Raw genomic sequence first — 19,577 nt, 5'->3', positions numbered from 1 at the left:
TGAAGCCCGGGGCTTCATCCATTTTTATTATCTTATATAGAACAGAACTACATGCTGACTTTGACCATGGCCGGACGAAGAACCTTATCCTTCAGGAGATAGCCCTTCTGGACCTCCTCCGTCACGATGCCTTCCCCGTACTCCTCGCTCTCCACCTGCATGATCGCCTGATGATATTCAGGGTTAAAAGGCTGTCCTACCACTTCCATAGCTGTAAGTCCTTCAGTCTTAAGGACTCCCTCCAGCTGACGGAAAATCATATTCACGCCTTTGATGAAAGCTTCAGCGTCTGCACCTGCTGCAGGAGTCGCCAGTGCGCGTTCAAAGTTATCCATTACCGGAAGCAGCTCGGTTACAAGCTTAGACGTTGCGTACTGCGCCAGCTCTTCCTTTTCTTTCTGGGTCCGGCGGCGGAAGTTATCGAAATCAGCCTGCACACGCAAGGTGCGCGCCTGATGCTCATCTGCCAGCTCCTGCAGCTTTCTGTATTCCTCATTGCCTGAAGCCGCCTCGCCGGCCTCTTCAGCCGTGAATGAGCCGCTATCTGCTGTGGTATCAGCCTCTTCAGCCGCGTGATTCTCATTCATCGAGGGATCATTCTTTTCATTCATTTCATTCATTTCCTGAACCTCTTCCTCTTTCAAGTTGTCTTCACCTCCTTAATATCATTCACGATGGACTAGTATACTCTGTTCACTTATACCAGTGTGCCAGCATCGCTGTCAAATCCCGGGACAAAATCCCCAGAATACCCATTACACGTGCGTACTCCATACGGGTCGGACCCAGGATACCAATGCTCCCCAGCGGCTTGCCGTCCAGCGAATAGGTGGCGGTAATCAGACTGCAGTTGGCAAAAGCCTCATGCTTATTCTCTGTACCGATGCGCACCTGCATTCCTGCTTCGCTGCTGGCCGGGGTGAGCATCTTGAGCAGCGTAGGCGTCTCCTCCAGCAGATCGAGAATCGTCTTGACCTTGTCGACGTCCTTGAACTCCGGCTGGGTCAGCATATTCGTAGCTCCGCTTAAGTAAATCCGCTGATCCTGGTCGCTCTCAAGCGCCTTATCCAGCACCTGCATTAATTCTTCATAATGGGAGATGTGGCGCTGCATTTCTTCGCCCAGCTCGGAATAGAGCTGACTCTTCAGCTTGTAGAGCGGTACATTGACCAGCTTGCTGTTCAGCAGATTCACGACCTTCTCCATCTCGGACACAGATATCTCCGGAGGAAGACTCACGGTTCGGTTCTCTACCTGCCCGGTGCTGGTAACAATAATCGCTACAGCGGTCTTGTCATCGAGCGGGAGCAGCTGGAAATGGCGCAATGAAGTATGAAAAACCTCCGGTCCCAGCAGGATGGAAGTATAATTCGTCATATTAGACAGGATCATTGCCGCATGTTGGATTACCTGCTCTGTAGCATTCAGCTTCTCAGCGAAAAAAGCGCGGATCGTGCCCAGTTCGGCCGTTTCGGCGGAATTCCACGGTACCAGATGATCCACATAGTAGCGGTAGCCCTTATGGGACGGGATTCTCCCTGCCGACGTATGAGGTTGCTCCAGATAACCCAGATCCTCCAGATCGGCCATTTCGTTGCGGATCGTAGCTGGACTGTAGCCCACGTCCCCGCGTTTCGAGATACTGCGCGAGCCCACCGGCTCAGCGGAAGAAATATAGTCATCGACAATAGCATTCAGTATCATTCTCTGGCGTTCAGTTAACATGTCATTCCCTCCTATCCGGCTGTGGCTCCGATTCGTTAGCACTCTAGTGAGATGAGTGCTAACCACTAATACAAAAATACCAAACTGACCTCGGCATTGTCAAGTGAGTTCAGCAACTTGATTACGCCTATTTTAGTTAAAGCAATATAACATCCATACATCCATCAGGCATCATTGTTGTACGTTGTGCTTGTATCTGCAAAAAACCACTGTTACCCAGAAAGCCCAGCTTCCAGGGGGAACAGTGGTTTCTTATTATATAGTTTACCGGGGCTATTGTCCCGCCGGATTAGTCCAGTCTCCTCAGCACGGCGATCTCATCGCAGGCATGCTGCTTCTTGCAGTTCACGCAATCGGTCCAGACCTTCTCAGGGAAAATCTCCTTCTGCACCACATCGAAGCCGTTCTTAAGGAAGAAGTCCACAGCATAGGTCAGGGCCATAATCTTCGGGATTCGCTGGCGTCTGGCTTCTTCCACCAGCTTCTCCAGGATCATTGTGCCTACGCCTTTTCCCTTGCCTGCGTCATTCAGGCCAATCGACCGGACCTCAACAAGGTCGTTTCCGAGCCGGAATAAGGAACCGCAGCCGACAAATTCGCCTCCAATCTCAGCGATCACGAACTGGTCGATCTGGCGGGTCAGTGCTTGCCTTGAACGGGGCAGCATAATCCCCTGCCTGGCATACTCCTCTATCATCAGATACAGCGGCTCTACATCCTCCACCGTAGCATTTCTGCATATCACTTGCTGCTCTCCCGCTGGAGAAGCCTTTTGGAAATGATCCGTTTTGACAAGCACCTTGACTCACCCCTTGTTGTTAATATGAATAAATATACAACACGGTGAATTACAATTCAAGGGGTATTTCAAAATTAAACCTCTGTCAAAGCACCGACAAATTCCCCGAAAACATCGTTGCCAAACAGGATTCCCTGCTTGCTCAGGCGATAGGTGTCCCCAGCCTGCTCCAGCAGCCCGGCCTTCAGCATTTTATGCAGCGGCGTTGCAAAAACAGCCTCCAGCGGTTTTCCGAATTGCGAGCGGAACGCCTGATCCGATATCCCTTCGCGCATCCGCAGGCCGACCATCATGAAATCCTCCATCGCCTCCTGCTCGGAGATCTGGTAGGCGTCCAGACGCGGCAGCCCGCTGAGCGAAGCCTCGTTATACGGGTTCACGCCCTTGATATTCATGTGCCGCTGCCGGCCCACATATCCGTGCGCTCCTGCGCCCAGACCGTAATAATCCTCGTTGCGCCAGTACGTTATATTGTGGCGGCTCTCCATTCCTGGCTTGGCAAAATTACTGATCTCATACTGCGTATACCCTGCGGCCTCCATAGTAGACATCAGCAGCAGATACATTGCCAGCTCATCCTCTTCATCCGGCAGCGGAAGCTTGTTCTTGTTGAACAGCGTGTGGAACAGCGTGTTCTCCTCCACCTTCAGGCTGTAGATGGAATAGTGCGGAAGATCCAGCGCCAGCGCCTTATCGATGCTCTCTCTGAGCATATCCACCGTCTGGTTCGGCAGTCCGAACATCAGATCCAGCGACAGGTTATTAAGGCCGACCGCACGGGCATTCTCCAGACTGCGGTATACATCATTCACATCATGAATCCGGCCGATTCCGCTCAGCAGCTCATTCTGGAATGCCTGCACCCCGAAGCTGACCCGGTTGACCCCGCCATCCTTCATGACTCTGAGCTTGTCGATATCGGTGGTGCCAGGGTTAGCCTCCATTGAGAATTCAATGTGCTCATCCCACTGCGGGAAATGCCTGCGGACGGATTCGAGGAAATAAGCCATCTCATCAGGCTTGAGTACTGTAGGCGTACCCCCGCCGACAAAAATCGTCTTGATCACACCCGGAGGCGTGTGCTGCACCGTCAGCTCCATTTCGCGGTCAAGCGCATGGAGATAGTCCATCACCGGCTGGTCCTTCAGCACGTAAGAATTGAAATCACAATAGAAGCATTTATTGGTGCAGAACGGGATGTGAATATATACGGCCTCAGGGGGACGGCCATGGTGTGCAGTGCTCGTAGCTGTATTCATTAGCTGTCTCCTTTGTTCTATTAATATACAGGCCTGCCACAGTACCTGCTGCTGAAAAGCAAGAAGAAACGGCTGCACCGCCCTGCGTAGGACGGCACCCGTTTCTGCGATAAACCGAAAGCTCCAGGAGAGCTTATATGCTGCTACTCAATCTGAAGCACGGCCATGAACGCTTCCTGCGGCACCTCAACGCTGCCGACCTGCTTCATGCGCTTCTTCCCTTCCTTCTGCTTCTCCAGCAGCTTCCGCTTACGCGAGATATCGCCGCCGTAGCATTTGGCTAATACGTTCTTGCGCATGGCCTTAACGGTCTCGCGCGCAACCACCTTCGTGCCGACGGACGCCTGAATCGGCACCTCGAACATCTGGCGCGGGATAATGCCGCGCAGCTTCTCACAGATGACCCGGCCGCGGTTGTAGGCGCGGTCGCGGTGAACGATGAAGGACAATGCATCGACCTGCTCATTGTTCAGCAGGATATCCATCTTCACGAGATTGGACTGGCGGTAACCGGAGATCTCGTAATCGTAGGATGCATAACCCTTCGTGCCGGATTTCAGCTGGTCGAAGAAGTCGTAGACGATCTCGGACAACGGAATCTCGTACGTAATGGTTACACGGTTGCTGTCCAGATACTCCATGTTGACGAATTCACCGCGTTTGTTCTGGCACAGCTCCATAACGGTACCCACGAAGTCGTTAGGCACGATAATGGCTGCTTTGACATACGGCTCTTCGATGAAGTCAATCGTTCCGATCTCCGGATAATGCGACGGATTGTCGATCTGGATGGTCTCCCCGTTCGTCAGCTTAATGCGGTAAATAACGCTCGGCGCGGTAGTAATCAGCGGCAGATTGAACTCGCGTTCGATCCGCTCTTGAATAATCTCCATATGCAGCAGTCCCAGGAAGCCGCAACGGAAGCCAAAGCCCAGGGCGCTGGAGCTCTCCGGCTCGAAGCTCAAGGAAGCGTCATTCAGCTGCAGCTTCTCCAGCGCTTCACGGAGATCATTATAATCGGAAGTCTCAATCGGATAGAGACCGCAATAGACCATCGGATTAATCCGGCGGTAGCCCGGAAGCGGCTCAGGCGTTGGATTCTTCGCATCCGTCACCGTATCCCCGACACGGGTGTCGCCTACATGCTTGATCCCGGCTACGATGAAGCCGACATCACCGATGTTCAGCTCCGGTACAATGGTCATGCGCGGCATGAAGGCTCCGACCTCGATCACCTCAAAGGTTTTGTCGGTGGCCATCATTTTAATCTTGGAACCGGCACGGATACTGCCGTCCATTACACGGACATAGACGATAACGCCCTTGTACGGGTCATAATGGGAGTCGAAGATCAGCGCCTTGAGCGGGTCTTCCGAGCTGCCTGTCGGCGCCGGAACCTGCTTCACGACCTGCTCCAGAATCTCCTTGATGCCGATGCCTGCCTTGGCGGAAGCCAGCACGGCTTCACTGGCATCCAGCCCGATGACATCTTCAATCTCCTGCTTCACGCGTTCGGCGTCAGCATTCGGAAGATCGATTTTGTTGAGTACCGGAAGAATCTCCAGATTGTTGTCGAGCGCCAGATACACGTTAGCCAGCGTCTGGGCCTCAATTCCCTGCGCCGCATCCACGACCAGCAGTGCGCCTTCACAGGCCGCCAGACTGCGGGATACCTCATAGGTGAAATCGACATGCCCCGGTGTGTCAATCAGATTCAGATAATAATCCTGTCCGTCATCGGCACGGTACGTCAGACGTACGGCCTGCAGCTTGATGGTGATGCCGCGCTCGCGCTCCAGGTCCATTTGATCCAGAACCTGCTCCTGCATTTCACGCGTAGTGAGCGCACCCGTATACTCCAGAATGCGGTCAGCCAGTGTCGATTTGCCATGGTCTATATGTGCAATAATCGAGAAATTGCGAATTTGTTGTTGTCGTTTCTGAACGTCAGTCATTCCTTACCCCCACAGACAGCCTAATGTTAATCCACTTATTATAACAGTACGGGCTCCGCCCATCAATCCCGCCGGCCGCCGGAAAAGAAAGAAACCGCCCAGACCTTCTGCAATCGCAGGCTGACTCTGCAAAAAAACACACAAACGGGTGCGGGCTTCCATCATCCGCAGCCGTTTGTGTCCTCAATCTCATTACAGCCCGGGAGATTCCGGGCACTTCCTGCTCACTCCTCCGAGGAGTCGAAGAGCGAGACCACCCAGCGGATGCCCTTCTGCGAAGCCTGCTGGAGCAGGCCGGCGGTCTTATCCGCCAGCACATCCACTGTAGGCTTCTGCTCCTCCGGGATCAGAATCTGCTCGGGACTGAGCGCAGAGTAGTCCTTCACCTCCTGCTGCGGGAGGCTGCCCGTGCCGCCTGCCGTCTGCGCCTGTGTACCTGCAGCCGGCTGCTGCATCGGCAGCATGGTGTAAGCACCCGTTACCGGATCAATAGTCACGGGTACATATACATAAGCCTGGCCGCCAGGAGCCTTGCTGGCCACCGGAACGTACGCAGTCCCGGCCGTGCCGTTCTGTCCAGCCGGAAGCTGGCTGCCTGCCACACTGCTCCCGGCCGGCTTACTCCAGTCCGGCAGGATACCTGAGACTCCCGAACCACCGCCACCGAACTGCAGTCCGACCAGCAGCCCTACGCCCGCCCATATTCCGACCATTACCAGCTTTTTACCGAACCGTGTCATAGTCTCCGCTCCTTTTCAGCTATTATCCGTCAGGAAGCCCCGCCTGCTGATGTCTCTGCCCCGGTGCCTTCAGACTGCGTACTGCCCTGATCCGGCGCAGCTGCCTTCTCCGCATCCCTGCTGCTCCAGTACACATCAGCAATCGCATCTGCCAGAATGTCCGCCGTACGCTTCAGCTCGTCGGCGCTGTTGTCAATTCCGCCCACCTCAATCAGCACACTGTTCGGGGACAACGTCTGGTTATATTCCCCATTATTCCCGTTTCCGGACGATTTCCCCCATATCCCGCGTGAAATTCCAGGATAATTTTTCTCCAGCAGCTGATGGATTTTATTAGCAAAGGCCTCGTTTTGCTTCCAGTTTTTATTCGCATGCCCCAAAATAAAATACACCTGGGCATAATTTTTCCCGTTAATCACGGCCGTTGTTTTGCCGTGCCGCTGCGAATCGCGGTGGATATCAATCAGCTCACTCATCTGCTGGTTGGAGGCCATGGCCGATTTCACAGTCATACGAGAATATTTATAAGAGAAGTTCCAGTTGTAGCCCGGCACCTCTGTAGCATAGTCCTCCTGGGCATGGACAGTACCGATCCCGCGTTCCTCCAGCCTCTTGGAAATATAAGAGCCTACCAGCATGACATTCTTGGAAGGGACGGCCGAGCTGGGGTTGTCGCTCTGTGCGCCAAGCAGCGGATTATACGCCTCCCGCGGATGGGAATGGTAGACGAGAATACGCTTGACCGAAGTATCTCCAGTGCCGTTCTCGGCATCTCCGCTTCCGGAGTAACCCTCGTCCGGCCCTGCATCAGGCGGGTCCGGAATAGGAGAAGCCTCGGGCTGTACCACGCCTTCCCCCGGATTGTCATGGCCATTATCAGCCTCCGTACCGTTCCCTGAATCTGGAGGGGCTCCAGGGTCACCCCCTGCACCGGGATTTTCCCCGGCGGCCAGCTCATCTCCCCCCGGATGATAATCCGCCGGCGCTCCTGTGCTTCCTCCTGAGCCTTGGCGCAGCAGAAAGGGATCATCGGCAGCGAGTCCAGGCATCTCACGCGAGACCAGACTCTTGGGATCACCAGGATCAACACTGGTAAGCAGCCGGAATACGAAGGAGGTCACCTTGTCTCCGGAGAAAGCTGAAGGTTCCTCGCCCTTCGGCAGATGGGGAACCTCCATGCCCAGCAGCTCCATGAAGAATCCGCTGGAGAGTGAGGCCGCCAGACCTTTCATAGAAGGAATGGGCGAAGAATTCAGCTTTTGCCCGGCCAATCCGCCGGCTCCAAGCAGCATGAATAACACAAGCGAACCTCCGGCCAGCAGCAGCATCGTCCTTCCCAGCGACAGAATATCCATCAGCCGTCCGCGCAGCCGCCCTATATTCCATAGCTGAAACCATTTTCTGTTCATGATTGTTATGTCCTCCTCTAGGCCCTCTGTAATCTCTCATACTCCAAATCTATGAGCGTAGGAGTTATGCTAGAACCACAGAATGAGAGATAGCAGGGAGCATAGATAGAGAAGTGAAGCGGCAACTCATTCAAAAAGCCCGCAACCCGTTCTGCGTTATAGCAGGGCGGTGCGGGCCAGGTGATAAGTGACAGATCAGTGAGTGTAAGCTCCGACATTGCCAGGATCTACCGCTTCATGCAGGGCGGCATTCAAGCCGCTTGCCACAATGTTCGCGATCTCTTCAATGAATTCATCGATCTCTTTGGGGGTAACAATCAGGTCGTGACCCAGCGGCTCAAGCACTTCCTTCACCAATGCAAGACGCTCCTGTTCAGAAATATCGTCAAGGAGACCCATAATCTCTTTGGTATGAGCGCCCCCGTCAGCCATCTGTCCGAAATGGGTCCGCATCATCTCCAGCACGTTGTTGACAATGGTGGAGGCATAGCAGACTGTAGGGACGCCGATGGCAATGCAAGGCACGCCCAGCACCTCCTTGGTCAGCCCTCTGCGTTTGTTCCCGATCCCTGAGCCGGGATGAATGCCGATGTCAGCAATCTGGATAGTGGTATTGATTCTCTCCAGTGAACGGGAGGCCAGCGCATCAATAGCTATAATGACATCCGGGCTGGTGCGGTCCACAATCCCCTGCACAACTTCGCTGGATTCAATCCCCGTCAGGCCGAGGACTCCGGGAGCAATAGCGCTGACATTCCGGTAACCGGGCGAGATCTGGTCGGGCACCAGCTCATAGAACTGGCGGGTAATCAGCGAATTCTCAACGACCAGCGGGCCGAGCGAGTCAGGCGTCACATTCCAGTTGCCCAAGCCCACGATAAGCACCTTGGAATCGCGGTCAATGCCGATTTCATCCAGGAAGTGCTCGAATTCCCGGGCAAACACTGTAGAGACCTTCTGCTGGAGCCCGGTATCCCCGCCGCGCAGCCCAGGCACCTCCAGGGTCACGTAATTGCCGATAGCCCGTCCAATCGCCTGCGAGCCGGCAAGGTCTGCTACAGCAAGTCTCGTGACCTTGATGCCGCCCTCTTCTTCCACTTCCTCATTGACACCCGGGATCGGCGCATTGGCGTGCCGCTCTGCCATTTCCTTCGCTTCTACCGCCAAGTCCGTACGTACCGAATACAGCTGAAGATCCAGTTCCATTCTTAGTTCAGCCTCCTTTTGCATATTGCTGATAGTGTGCGAGAGAAAGCCGCCGTTTATACAAACCGCACTGAGGAATTCTAAAGCTTTTTATCTTGCTTTTTACTACCCTTCATGCTAAACTATTTTAAGTTGTGAATCATTTGTTGATTTCGAATGTCTTTCAGGAGGTGAATGCAATGCCAAATATCAAATCCGCGGTAAAACGCGTCAAGACGATCGAGAAACGCCGTGCACTGAACGCTTCCCAGAAGTCCGCGCTTCGTACAGCTGTGAAAACTGCTGATGTAGCAGTGACTGGTACGGAAGTTGAAGTAGCTCAGGCTGCTTTCCAAGCGGCTTCCAAAAAGCTGGACAAGGCTGTATCTAAAGGCCTGGTTCATAAAAATGCGGCTGCCCGCAAAAAATCCCGCTTGGCTAAGAAATTGAACGCTCTCAAGGCTCAAGCCTAAGCCAAGGGCGACAATCATAACGAGCATTGAAGAACCTGACCGCTATGCTGCATACGGTTAGGTTTTTTTATGCTTGTTAGCTTCACTCATTGAATTCCGCTGTACAATCAAAGAGCCTGCCCGCCCGCGTGTATCACGGGATGGACAGGCTCTTTGATTCGTTCCATGAGATGCCGCTCTATTCAGGCTCCAAGGCGCAGCATGAACATCTCCAGCCCCAGCACCTTATCGACAGCTCCCGTCTTCATCTGATAGTCCAGATCCGCCAGAATACTCAGGATCTGCCGCAGCCGCTGGCTTCCGAACTTATGGGCCTGCTCTCCAGCCAGCTTCACCGCATATGGATGCAGTCCGAGCTGAGAGGCAATCTGTCCCTGCGAATAGCTCAGGGCTGACAAGTCCTTGACCTGAAGGATGATTCTGAACTGCCGGGCAATCAGCGAAGCGATCTTGATCGGCTCCTCCCGCTGCTTCAGCAGCTCATAGAGCGTATTCAGCGCCTTGTCCAGGCGCAGATTCGCAATATCCTCCACCAGCGTGAAGATGTTCTGCTCAGTTCCCCGGTGGACCAGACTCTCCACCGCTGCCGCATCGACCCGCCCGCCTGTACCGGCGAACAGGCACAGCTTGTCCATCTCCGCCGACAGGCCCTGGAGTCCGGTGCCGCTGCTTGCGATCAGAGCCTCAGCCGTCCCCGGCGCAAGTGAGCAGCCGCGTTCGCGGAAGCCCTTTTCCACCCAGCGCAGCAGCTCCTCCGCACCCAGGGGATTGAAGGCCAGTACGGTGCCGGAGGCTTTGATGCTTTTAACGATTTTTTTGCGTTCATCCAGCTTGTCGCCGTTCACCATAAATACAATCACGCTGAATTCGGCAGGGTGCTGCATATATTCGCTCAGCATTTCCACATTATGCTCCAGCTTCGCCTTCTCCTTGCCTGCCGTGAACAGAGCCGCATCCCGCACCAGCAGGAGCTTGCGTTCTACCATGAACGGAACTGTCTCCGCCTCTTCAATGACCGCTTGAACCGGAGTTTCGGAGAGATCGAACGGGATCACCGCGAAATCGCGGTCTTCTTTGGCTATCAGGTGTTCCTCCAGCATGGCCGCGAATTCATTCATCCGGAACTTCTCACTGCCGTACAGCAGGTACAGCGGGGAGACCTTTCCTTGCTTGATGTCTTTGGCCGCCGTTTTGGCATCCATCCTGCCACTTCCTTTTTTATATTCTTGATTGATACATTCGTACATTTTATCAAAAAAACGGCTGAAAACATAGGCATCTTTATCACCGCATTCTGCCCCATGGGCGCAAGCAAAAACGGAGCAACCTCGGCAGCCAGGGCCAAAGTTACTCCGTTTCAGCGGCGCATCTATATAAACGACGGAGGGAGCAGCTCTAGAAACTGTCCCGGCCGCCGGTCATACCGATGATACTCGCAAAGCTTGTAATTCATGTCCTCTTGCCTTAGCATATTCCGCAGGCTAGAAGAAGGTGCCGGTTATTTATCGGACGTTGCCGCGTCCGGGGTGATAGCCGGGCTGGGTACCGATGAAGCAGAAGCCGCCGGAGAAGCGGTTGGCGCTGGAGAGACGGCAGGCGCCTGAGAAGCAGACGGAGCAGGTGTTGCCCCCTCTGCCGGAACCGTATATACATTCGTCGTCTGCGTACCGTCCTCAAGCTGTAGCACATAAGTGAACTGGGTGCCGTCTTCCGACCACACACCGGAGACCCAGTTCCCCTCCAAAGGAAGCGAAGCCAATGTTGTGCGTTGTTGCTCTTCTCCCTCTGCGGTTAAGCTGTAGATTACCACATGCTGGCCAGTCAGCTCAGCCATATGCTGCCCGTCTGGCGAAGTCCACGAGGACTCTGCAAGCATCAGCGACATGGCTGCCTCTGTAGGGGCTGGAGTCGGTGCCGTCCGTACATCCGCCGCAGCCGGATTGTCGTCCACCGCACTCTGTTGTGTCGGTGTACTCGATTTCATGCTCTGGGTATCTGCTGACCCGCTATCCGCTTTCTTGGTGCTCTTGGGGCGGTCCGCCGGAGGCGCAGTAGCGGTGCGCTTGCTGGGCGGAGCTTCGCTTACCGCAGGCTCCGTGCCTGTATCCGAACCGCCGCCAGCTGCGGCCGGCTGATCAGCACCCTCACTGGGAGCAGGCGGTGCAGATTTCAAATTAACGTCCGCAGTTTCACCCGGCGCGGTCTGGTCCGTCTTTCGAAGCTCACTGCTGCCGCCGCTGTTATTCTGTCCATCCGCCTGCGGGGCGTCCGCACTGCTCTCCGTACTCATGCTGGAGTTCGCCGCTCCGCCGCTCATTAACTGGGATGACATATCCATATCTGCACCCGGCAGGCTCTTCGGCATATTGAATACGGCGATGAGCAGAATCACAGCTGCCGCCGCAGCGCCAATGCCTGTCCGCGCTGCCAGTGAAGGACCCTTGGGCTTCTTGCCCCGGTTATTTGAACGGGAGAAGGGAATAACCTTCGGATCTTCCGGCTCCATTACAGCAGGCTCTTCCGGGACACCACGGTCCAGTTGTTCAAGCTGAGGCAGGATAGAGTCAACCAGACTGAAGGGGGGCTTCACATCGGGAAGCTGCTCCAGCTGCTGGGAGAGCAGCGTCAGCCGGTCCAAGACTTCCGCGCAGGAAGGACAATCGTCGATATGACGGAACATTTCAAGCATTTCTTCCTGACTGAGATCATGATCTAAATAGCGGTGCATCCATTCCATCACCTCCGCGCACTTCATCCTGACACACCACCTTTCTGATACTCCTGAAGTCTATTCTGCAGCTGCTGCCGCGCCCGGAACAGGTACGATTTCACCGTGTTCAGAGGCAGATCCAGACAGTCTGCAATCTCGTTGTAAGAAAAATCCTGTAAATAGCGGAGCACGATTACCGTCCGGTGATGCTCCGGAAGCTGGTCGATGGCCTCACGGATATCCTCCGCCAGATAACCCGACATCACTTCGCGCTCTACGTTATGTTTTTTATCCTGAAACACCATTTCGTGTTCATCGATAGAAACGGTAGGCTTCGTTCTCCGGAATTTGTCTATACATATGTTGGTTACTATTCGCTGAACCCATGTTTTGAACTGCGCCTTCTCCTCATAGGAGCCGATCTTGGTGTACACCCGGATCAACGCTTCCTGGGAGGCATCCAGAGCATCCTGTTCATTATGCAGAATGTAGAAGGCCGTCTTATATACATGCCCTTCAATTTCTCGCAATAGGGTGATTAGAGCGTCGCGATCGCCCGCTTGAGCGGCTCTGATGAGTCCCTGCTCCACCACGAAGGTTCCCCCTCTCTATGCAATCTTACTGACGCGCAAGACTGCGAATTTGTTGCAAGCCTGTAATGATTATTTTATAGTCCGCAATCCCTACTAAGCATACAAGGGATGCTGCAATCATTCAAATACTCTTTTTAATGTATATAATGTAGTTGCGCACACCAGAAGCACCGCATAGTTCTCCCTGGAAGCATCATCAAGCACATATACTTCTCCATGCTCAAAAAGTTGCGGATGATTATAGTTACGATACAGCTTATAAAGCGCTCCCGCCGTTACCCTGCAGCCGTGGACTGCGGTCCGGATCTCCACGTAATCGGCTTCTTCCACTACCAGTGTCGGGTACAGCTTGCTGCGAAGATCGTCGCCAGTCATGGCATCACCTTTCAGGTATACTTCTTAATGTCCGCAGGCGCTTAGGGCACTCTGCCTCTATTATAAGTATTGCCCGAAGCAGCAGCAATTCCATCATATAGGCTTATCTACGTTCAACAAAAAAATGCCCTGCCCCTAGAGGCAAGACATTTCTGTTGTACATGTATGACCGGAGGCCCGTTCTGCGCAAACGGCTCACCCTGAATCCAAGTTTACCGGCCTTGAATCTCCTTGAACTTCGCAACATACTGTGCAGCCAGCTCTGTGATCTGGTCATAACGGCCTTCCTTGGCCGGTGCGGTCAGGTTGCCGCCGATGCCGACAGCGATGCAGCCGTTCTTGATCCATTTCTCCATATTGTTCAGATCCACGCCGCCGGTTGGCATAATGTTCACATGCGGCATCGGCCCCTTAACCGCCTTGACATAGTCCGGTCCGAACGCACTGCCCGGGAAGAGCTTCAGCACATCCACGCCCAGCTTCAGGGCTTCCTTCATCTCATTCAGCGTCATGCAGCCCGGCATATAAGGAATGCCGTACAGATTACACATCTTGGCCGTATCCTCTTCAAAAGAAGGACTGACCACAAATTCCGAACCCGCCAGAATAGCAATTCTTGCCGTCAGCGGGTCTAGCACGGTACCGGCACCAATCACGGCGCGGCCCCCGTATTCTTCCACCAAGCGTTTGATCGCTACTTCGGCTCCCGGCGTCGTGAAGGTAACTTCGATATTATTCAGCCCGCCCTCGATACAAGCCACCGACATGGCATAAGCATCATCGGCATTATCCGCACGGATAACGGCTACTACTCCAACAGAGGTGATATTCTGCAATACTTTGATTTTCTTCATGGGGGTTACTTCCTCTCTGGTTATATTCCACTTAAGAATATTTATTTAGATAAACTAATTTATCTATTTTACTAACATCAGGCTTTATCCTTCTAAGAAAATAGTAATAACATTGCCGCCAACAGTCAATATATATTTATTTAGGAAGCGGCAACATTCCTTCAAGAATCGAAGAAAAGCCTTATATATCAAGGACAAACGAATTCACCCGCCTGCTTCCTGTACAAAATAAGACCGCAGAATGAGCATTGCTATATTGTACAAAACCGTTTTATGTGATAATTTCAACTTATATTCTATCCCAAACCATAAACTAGGATCTAATTATACCCCTGCTATGCTTCCGAAGCGAGTTTTGCGAAGAAGAAGCAAGGAGTGTATGCTATCAAAACTTTTAGGAGGAACTATTCATGAATAAACAGCTGGATGCAGTCACCTTCGGGGAGCCGATGGCCATGTTCTACGCCAATGAGGCCGGCCCCCTGCATGAGGTCACTTCCTTCTCCAAGGCGCTGGCAGGTGCGGAGAGCAATGTAGCCACCGGATTATCACGCCTGGAGCATCTGACCGGTTATGTGACCAAGCTCGGCGAAGACAACTTCGGCCAGTTCATCACCTCGGCGCTGAATAAGGAGAAGATCGATACCGCGAGCATCACAACGACCAAGGAATTCTCCACGGGCATGCTGATCAAATCCAAGGTACTGACCGGAGACCCTAAGGTCGAATATTTCCGCAAAAATTCCGCCGCCTCCAAGCTGAGCCTCGCCGACTTTAATGAAGATTATTTCGCTTCCGCAGGCCATCTGCATGTGACCAGCATCTCTTCCGCACTCTCGGCTTCGTGTCACGAGTTCTCGCTGCATGCCATGGAGTTCATGAAGCAGCGCGGCAAGACTGTATCGCTCGATCCGAATCTGCGTCCGACCCTGTGGCCTGACACTGAAACTATGGTTGGTACGATCAACGACCTGGCTACCCGCTGCGACTGGTTCCTGCCCGGACACGGAGAAGGCAAGATCCTCACCGGTCTTGAGACTCCGGAGGAGATTGCCGGGTATTATCTGGAGCGCGGCGTATCCCTTGTAGTGATCAAGCTCGGTCCTGAGGGCGCTTACTACAAGACCTCCACAGGTGAAGAGGGCTATGTGGACGGCTTCAAGGTCGAGCAGGTTGTTGATACGGTCGGTGCCGGAGACGGCTTCGCGGTTGGGGTGATCAGCGCCATGCTGGAGAAGCTCAGCGTAGCGGAAGCCGTGAAGCGCGGCAATGCGATTGGCGCACTCGCCGTGATGTCGCCTGGCGATATGGACGGACTGCCCACCCGCGACGCGCTGGAAGCCTTCATGAGCACGGGCGTTAAGAAATAAACAGGCTCTCCGCAGGGACGTGACTGTAACAGAAACTGCAACTGCAACTGCAAAAAGGTGTCCCGCAAGCCGGTCGGCTTGGGACACCTTTTTGCGGACCATCAGAGATAATCAAACCGCTTCCATTCTATTTGAACTGGAACCAGGTTAAATTTGCAACGGTGGTTGAATCTGACTTCACAAAAGTAACATATACCGTATGGTTTCCTACAGCTGTGCCGGCAGTAAGCGGGATATTCTTGAGGGACCATGTCTGCCATCCGCCTGTGCTTTCTGCTGTCCAAGAACCCAGCATAGTGCCCGTTGGACTGTCCAAGTGGAATTCAATCCTTCCGCCGGAATTAGCGGATGCAACCTTCAGATCAATACTTGTTTTAGCTGTACTGCCGAAGTCAACATTTTTAAATGCGATATAGTCGCCATTACTGCCTCCACCCACATCAATCCCGCCATCAGTGCTTGACTCATAGGAAATAACACCTGAACTAAGGTTATAGCCTTCCGCTTCGAATTTCAATGTGTTGAATTTAGGATCTGCAGCATAGCTGTTCGTATCTGTTATTTTCAAATCTGCCAAATTATTCACCGCAGCTCCACCGACGCGAACATTGTTCAATGTAACTCCGGAGACAGTAGAGGTGTCACTCCAACCCTTCATGATGGAAACTTCACCCAAAGCGCGTAAATTGATATTATTATAGACCACATTTTTGATCGGACCGGTTTTTGCCGAAAGATCAAACCATCTGGAGTGAACACCGGATCTTGGCCAAAAGCCTTCTACATCTATATTGTCAAATACGATGTTTTGTGCCGCTGGAGTTCCATACAGATGACCTACCGCTAGAGCACGCCAGCACCGGTATACAAAAGAGTTTTTAACAACGATGCCATCCTGAAGCTGTTTCACTCCATCTCCAACCTTGAATGCCCCGCATCTGCTCCAGGCCAAAGCATCATCCACAACTACATTGGACTGGTTCTCAGGAGTTCCCGGCCAGTTTGCAGCGATATCCGTAGTGGCTACATCCCAGGTCTTAAAGGAATAGGTGTCATCCTCCGATACGGCTACAGTGTGCTTTATGAGTACATTCTGGCTCTCTTGAATATCGATTGCATCATTTTCATAATCAAGCTCATTGTTGTTGAAGTGCTTGGTATTCTGGAAGGTTACGTTATTAGATCTGGTAACGATTGTAGCCCATCCGCCGCTGTCTCTTAGGGTTATGCCGTCAACCGTGAAGTTGCTGCACTGCAAGGGTACAAGAATATTGTTCAAATAATTGTTTGTATTTCTCATATAATGGCCATTGCCGTCAATCGTTCCCCTGCCGTATATCTTAATATTGTTGGCATTGGTTTCGGTATAGATAAACCAGGTTCCATCCTTATTCAGTGAATTCTTATGGAAATGGGTAGTATAATCGCTTGGATTTCCTGAACCCCGTATAACCGAACCCCCCTCCAGATAAACCGAAACATTGCTTTTTAGAACAATATTTCCGCTCTTGTACACACCAGCTGGAACGTATACGATACCACCGCCTGCTGCGTTAGCAGCATTGATGGCGTTTTGTATGGCAGTTGTAGCCAAAGTGGCACCGGTACTGTCAGCACCGTACTGGGTTTTAACATTGTATATTCCTGTACCGGATGAGGCCGGAACATTGGTTTCAAGCGCATCTGCCGCAATCACCAGATCTTTCAGATTATTGATTTTGACGATAAGATAGGTTGGTGCTGAAAGGGTAAATGTAAGTGTATTTCCGCTCTTGGTTGCAGTGATTCCCAGAGCTTTGGGAGAAATATTATAGGTATTGATGGGCTCGCTTGCTGTTATTGTGATTGTAGTCGTACCTGAAAAAGAGAAATTACAATAATTATAGTTTACAAATACCGCCGAAGTGTCGATTACCGGTATATTGGTAGAGTCTGCTGTTACCGTGTATTGATTGGTCGTGGTATAGACCGACGGTAACGGATAGCTTACAACTGTACCCGCCGCGCTTGCTGTCAAAGGAAAGACTGGTAACAGGTTGGCCATACAAAAAATTAATAATGCACTTAATAATTTGAACCTTTTCAACATCATTAAACACCTCTTTCATATTTTTTTAGCAAACACCAGGTCATCAATGAATCGTGATTTCACCAGTGATGCTTTATTACTCTTTTCATAAAATCGACATCTATCAGCTCTCAGCCAGCTTCCAACCTTATTGATTCCCCGGCTCCAGACAGAGCCTGAGCAGATCGTCCACATGGGCCGTTGCCAGACATTCCACCGTATCCGCAGAGCCGTAATAGATCTTGACCTCGCCGTCATCCTCCAGAATCATCCCGCCCGGGAAAATCACATGATTGCGGAAGCCCCCGCCAATCTCATAGTCTGTCTCCGGTGCCAGCAGCGGTTGCTTACTCATGCCGATCACCTTGCGGGGGTTCTCCAGATCCAGCAGCATAATTCCCGCGGTATAGCGCTTCTTCCAGCTATCCTCCCAGCCGTGCTTGCCTCTGGCCGGGTCCACATCCACCGCATGGAAGGTGGTCAGCCAGCCTTTGTCCGTCCGGACCGGAGGTGCGGCCGGACCGACCTTGTCGTTGGCAAACGGCACCTGTTCAACGGCGAGCAGCAGGCTGGAGTTGCCCCAATGCTTGAGGTCCGGCGACTCGGAGATCCAGGCGTCGAAGCGGTCCCGGCCGCCGCGGCTGTACACCGTGAAGGGACGCTCCAGCCGGACATATTTGCCGCCGATCAGCTCGGGAAACAGCACCATATTGCGCAGGTCCGGTGTAGACAGGCTAAGCACCTCGAAGTGTTCCAGATCATCCGTAACGGCGATCCCGCCGCGGATGCCATGGCGCGTATCCACGGCAAAACACATATAACAGCGGCCGCCGATCACGGTCAGGCGCGGGTCGTAGGCGCGGATAGTCTCTTCGTCATGCATTTTGAACACCGGCTTCGGGCCGGCGGTCCAGTTCAGCCCGTCATCGCTGTAGGCAATGCCGAGATCCGTGGTGTGATGCGGCGCAAGGCTCTGATCGGCCAGTGAGCCGTAATCATTGCGGAAGATCATCACATATTTGCCGTTGAACTTCGTTACACCGGCATTGAATACCAGTGCGGTGGGGTAAGGAACCTTCGCTGCATCCAGCACCGGATTGCCCGGATACCGCCGGATGAACGGGGCGGATTGCAGAATCGCCGGAACGTGTTGAGTCATGGGGTGTACCTCCTTGAATGGTAAATATGGAATATGGGTTGCGCAGGACCGGACCGCTATCCCTTCAGGGAACCGGCCGTCATCTGCATGAAGGATTTGTTGGCGAACAGATAGGCCACGAGAATCGGCAGAATGGACAAGCAGGCGCCCGCCATCATATAGTGGGTCTGGGAAGCGGCTGAAATCCCGTACTTCAGGTTCGCCAGTCCGACAGTCAGCGTCTGCAGCTCCGGCTTTGTCATCGTGAACACGAGCGGCAGCAGATATTCATTCCACGCGCCGCGGAAGGTGAACAGGGCACCTACGCCGAGTCCGGGTCCGAGCAGCGGCAATATGATCCGCCAGAAGGTCCGGCCGGGAGAGCAGCCGTCTATTAGCGCCGCCTCGTCCAGCTCGCGGGGAATCCCCTTCATGAAGCTTGTGAGAATGAAGAAGATCGAAGCATGGGCGGAGATCAGAATCAGGATAACCCCCCACAGGCTGCTGTGCAGATGAAGCTTGACCATCAGATCGAACTGCGGACGCAGCACGACCGCCCCTACAGCTACGAACATGGTGAAGGACTGCATTCCGACATACCATTTTTTGCCTGCAAAATCCATCCGGTCCACCACATAAGCCGCCATGGATGATACCAGCAGCGTGCCGACCACCGCCGCCAGGGAGACAATCAGGCTGTTCAGGGTATACCTGGAGAAATTGGCCTGCGCCCAGGCTTCGGCATAGTTCGAGAAGTGCCAGCTCTCCGGCAGGAAGGTCGCACCCGCAGTAAGCTCGGCATTCGTCTTGAAGGAGCCCAGGATGGTGATCACAACCGGAATCAGGGTGATAAAAGCAAACGACAGCAAAAATATCCACAGGATTGTTTTGCCCAGTATGGTTCTTAGTCTCATAATAGCCTCT

At 53.1% G+C, this 19,577-nt stretch carries 18 protein-coding genes; 2 read left to right on the top strand and 16 right to left on the bottom strand.

The features are described from left to right. Positions 1–47 precede the first annotated feature (47 nt). From grpE to gpr, 8 genes are all read right to left on the bottom strand, one after another. On the bottom strand, positions 48–611 hold the full coding sequence (grpE, locus tag NST04_RS11890) for a nucleotide exchange factor GrpE (RefSeq protein ID WP_445667913.1): 564 nt from the start codon (positions 609–611) through the stop codon (positions 48–50). An 82-nt stretch (positions 612–693) separates the two neighbouring features. Next, on the bottom strand, positions 694–1,725 hold the full coding sequence (hrcA, locus tag NST04_RS11885; protein ID WP_340994015.1) for a heat-inducible transcriptional repressor HrcA: 1,032 nt from the start codon (positions 1,723–1,725) through the stop codon (positions 694–696). A 289-nt stretch (positions 1,726–2,014) separates the two neighbouring features. Next, a complete protein-coding gene (locus tag NST04_RS11880; RefSeq protein ID WP_341184400.1) occupies positions 2,015–2,470 on the bottom strand; it encodes an N-acetyltransferase in 456 nt (151 codons plus the stop codon). A gap of 128 nt (positions 2,471–2,598) precedes the next feature. Continuing rightward, positions 2,599–3,783, bottom strand: a complete 1,185-nt coding sequence (gene hemW / locus NST04_RS11875; RefSeq protein WP_341184399.1) for a radical SAM family heme chaperone HemW — start codon at positions 3,781–3,783, stop codon at positions 2,599–2,601. Between the two features lie 143 nt (positions 3,784–3,926). Further along, entirely contained in the window at positions 3,927–5,738 is a 1,812-nt protein-coding gene (lepA, locus tag NST04_RS11870) for a translation elongation factor 4 (protein ID WP_341184398.1), read from the bottom strand. A gap of 224 nt (positions 5,739–5,962) precedes the next feature. Further along, positions 5,963–6,478, bottom strand: a complete 516-nt coding sequence (locus NST04_RS11865; RefSeq protein WP_341184397.1) for a hypothetical protein — start codon at positions 6,476–6,478, stop codon at positions 5,963–5,965. Positions 6,479–6,507: 29 nt separating this feature from the next. Continuing rightward, on the bottom strand, positions 6,508–7,887 hold the full coding sequence (locus NST04_RS11860) for a stage II sporulation protein P (protein WP_341184396.1): 1,380 nt from the start codon (positions 7,885–7,887) through the stop codon (positions 6,508–6,510). A 195-nt stretch (positions 7,888–8,082) separates the two neighbouring features. Next, positions 8,083–9,093, bottom strand: a complete 1,011-nt coding sequence (gpr, locus tag NST04_RS11855; protein WP_341184395.1) for a GPR endopeptidase — start codon at positions 9,091–9,093, stop codon at positions 8,083–8,085. A gap of 179 nt (positions 9,094–9,272) precedes the next feature. Between gpr and rpsT the strand changes: the two genes are divergently transcribed. Next, entirely contained in the window at positions 9,273–9,545 is a 273-nt protein-coding gene (gene rpsT / locus NST04_RS11850; RefSeq protein WP_341017430.1) for a 30S ribosomal protein S20, read from the top strand. A gap of 182 nt (positions 9,546–9,727) precedes the next feature. Here rpsT and holA read toward each other — a convergent pair whose 3' ends face one another. From holA to NST04_RS11825, 5 genes are all read right to left on the bottom strand, one after another. Continuing rightward, positions 9,728–10,747, bottom strand: coding sequence for a DNA polymerase III subunit delta (gene holA / locus NST04_RS11845; RefSeq protein ID WP_341184394.1), 1,020 nt, complete (start codon positions 10,745–10,747; stop codon positions 9,728–9,730). 296 nt (positions 10,748–11,043) lie between these two features. Further along, entirely contained in the window at positions 11,044–12,300 is a 1,257-nt protein-coding gene (locus tag NST04_RS11840) for an anti-sigma factor family protein (protein WP_341184393.1), read from the bottom strand. After that, positions 12,297–12,848, bottom strand: a complete 552-nt coding sequence (locus NST04_RS11835) for an RNA polymerase sigma factor (protein ID WP_036690462.1) — start codon at positions 12,846–12,848, stop codon at positions 12,297–12,299. Before NST04_RS11835 ends, NST04_RS11840 begins: the two co-directional genes overlap by 4 nt. A gap of 117 nt (positions 12,849–12,965) precedes the next feature. After that, on the bottom strand, positions 12,966–13,223 hold the full coding sequence (locus NST04_RS11830; protein WP_341184392.1) for a hypothetical protein: 258 nt from the start codon (positions 13,221–13,223) through the stop codon (positions 12,966–12,968). A 212-nt stretch (positions 13,224–13,435) separates the two neighbouring features. Continuing rightward, positions 13,436–14,077, bottom strand: coding sequence for a bifunctional 2-keto-4-hydroxyglutarate aldolase/2-keto-3-deoxy-6-phosphogluconate aldolase (locus NST04_RS11825; RefSeq protein WP_340752221.1), 642 nt, complete (start codon positions 14,075–14,077; stop codon positions 13,436–13,438). 410 nt (positions 14,078–14,487) lie between these two features. Between NST04_RS11825 and NST04_RS11820 the strand changes: the two genes are divergently transcribed. Continuing rightward, a complete protein-coding gene (locus tag NST04_RS11820) occupies positions 14,488–15,447 on the top strand; it encodes a sugar kinase (protein ID WP_341184391.1) in 960 nt (319 codons plus the stop codon). 127 nt (positions 15,448–15,574) lie between these two features. Here the strand turns inward: NST04_RS11820 and NST04_RS11815 are convergent, their stop codons facing one another. From NST04_RS11815 to NST04_RS11805, 3 genes are all read right to left on the bottom strand, one after another. Then, positions 15,575–17,491: a carbohydrate-binding protein gene (locus NST04_RS11815; protein ID WP_341184390.1), complete on the bottom strand. Its 1,917-nt coding sequence runs from the start codon at positions 17,489–17,491 to the stop codon at positions 15,575–15,577. A 172-nt stretch (positions 17,492–17,663) separates the two neighbouring features. Beyond that, positions 17,664–18,674, bottom strand: a complete 1,011-nt coding sequence (locus NST04_RS11810; protein ID WP_341184389.1) for a glycoside hydrolase family 130 protein — start codon at positions 18,672–18,674, stop codon at positions 17,664–17,666. A gap of 56 nt (positions 18,675–18,730) precedes the next feature. Next, complete coding sequence (locus NST04_RS11805; RefSeq protein ID WP_341184388.1) at positions 18,731–19,567, bottom strand: carbohydrate ABC transporter permease; 837 nt, start codon at positions 19,565–19,567, stop codon at positions 18,731–18,733. Between the last annotated feature and the right edge of the window lie 10 nt (positions 19,568–19,577).

The sequence above is a fragment of the Paenibacillus sp. FSL H7-0756 genome (assembly GCF_038006765.1).
Taxonomy (GTDB): Bacteria; Bacillota; Bacilli; order Paenibacillales; family Paenibacillaceae; genus Paenibacillus_AQ.
The sequence above is the reverse complement of the archived record's forward strand: the minus strand, read 5'-3'. Positions and strand labels throughout refer to the sequence as shown.

Excerpts from the sequence above, each read along its gene's own strand:
- NST04_RS11860 (WP_341184396.1), bottom strand. The coding sequence starts at position 7,887 with ATGAACAGAAAATGGTTTCAGCTATGGAATATAGGGCGGCTGCGCGGA.
- NST04_RS11815 (WP_341184390.1), bottom strand. The coding sequence starts at position 17,491 with ATGGCCAACCTGTTACCAGTCTTTCCTTTGACAGCAAGCGCGGCGGGT.
- NST04_RS11825 (WP_340752221.1), bottom strand. The coding sequence starts at position 14,077 with ATGAAGAAAATCAAAGTATTGCAGAATATCACCTCTGTTGGAGTAGTA.
- NST04_RS11865 (WP_341184397.1), bottom strand. The coding sequence starts at position 6,478 with ATGACACGGTTCGGTAAAAAGCTGGTAATGGTCGGAATATGGGCGGGC.
- NST04_RS11810 (WP_341184389.1), bottom strand. The coding sequence starts at position 18,674 with ATGACTCAACACGTTCCGGCGATTCTGCAATCCGCCCCGTTCATCCGG.
- rpsT (WP_341017430.1), top strand. The coding sequence starts at position 9,273 with ATGCCAAATATCAAATCCGCGGTAAAACGCGTCAAGACGATCGAGAAA.
- NST04_RS11820 (WP_341184391.1), top strand. The coding sequence starts at position 14,488 with ATGAATAAACAGCTGGATGCAGTCACCTTCGGGGAGCCGATGGCCATG.
- NST04_RS11805 (WP_341184388.1), bottom strand. The coding sequence starts at position 19,567 with ATGAGACTAAGAACCATACTGGGCAAAACAATCCTGTGGATATTTTTG.
- holA (WP_341184394.1), bottom strand. The coding sequence starts at position 10,747 with ATGGATGCCAAAACGGCGGCCAAAGACATCAAGCAAGGAAAGGTCTCC.
- NST04_RS11830 (WP_341184392.1), bottom strand. The coding sequence starts at position 13,223 with ATGACTGGCGACGATCTTCGCAGCAAGCTGTACCCGACACTGGTAGTG.
- NST04_RS11840 (WP_341184393.1), bottom strand. The coding sequence starts at position 12,300 with ATGAAGTGCGCGGAGGTGATGGAATGGATGCACCGCTATTTAGATCAT.
- grpE (WP_445667913.1), bottom strand. The coding sequence starts at position 611 with ATGAATGAAAAGAATGATCCCTCGATGAATGAGAATCACGCGGCTGAA.
- gpr (WP_341184395.1), bottom strand. The coding sequence starts at position 9,093 with ATGGAACTGGATCTTCAGCTGTATTCGGTACGTACGGACTTGGCGGTA.
- lepA (WP_341184398.1), bottom strand. The coding sequence starts at position 5,738 with ATGACTGACGTTCAGAAACGACAACAACAAATTCGCAATTTCTCGATT.
- hemW (WP_341184399.1), bottom strand. The coding sequence starts at position 3,783 with ATGAATACAGCTACGAGCACTGCACACCATGGCCGTCCCCCTGAGGCC.
- hrcA (WP_340994015.1), bottom strand. The coding sequence starts at position 1,725 with ATGTTAACTGAACGCCAGAGAATGATACTGAATGCTATTGTCGATGAC.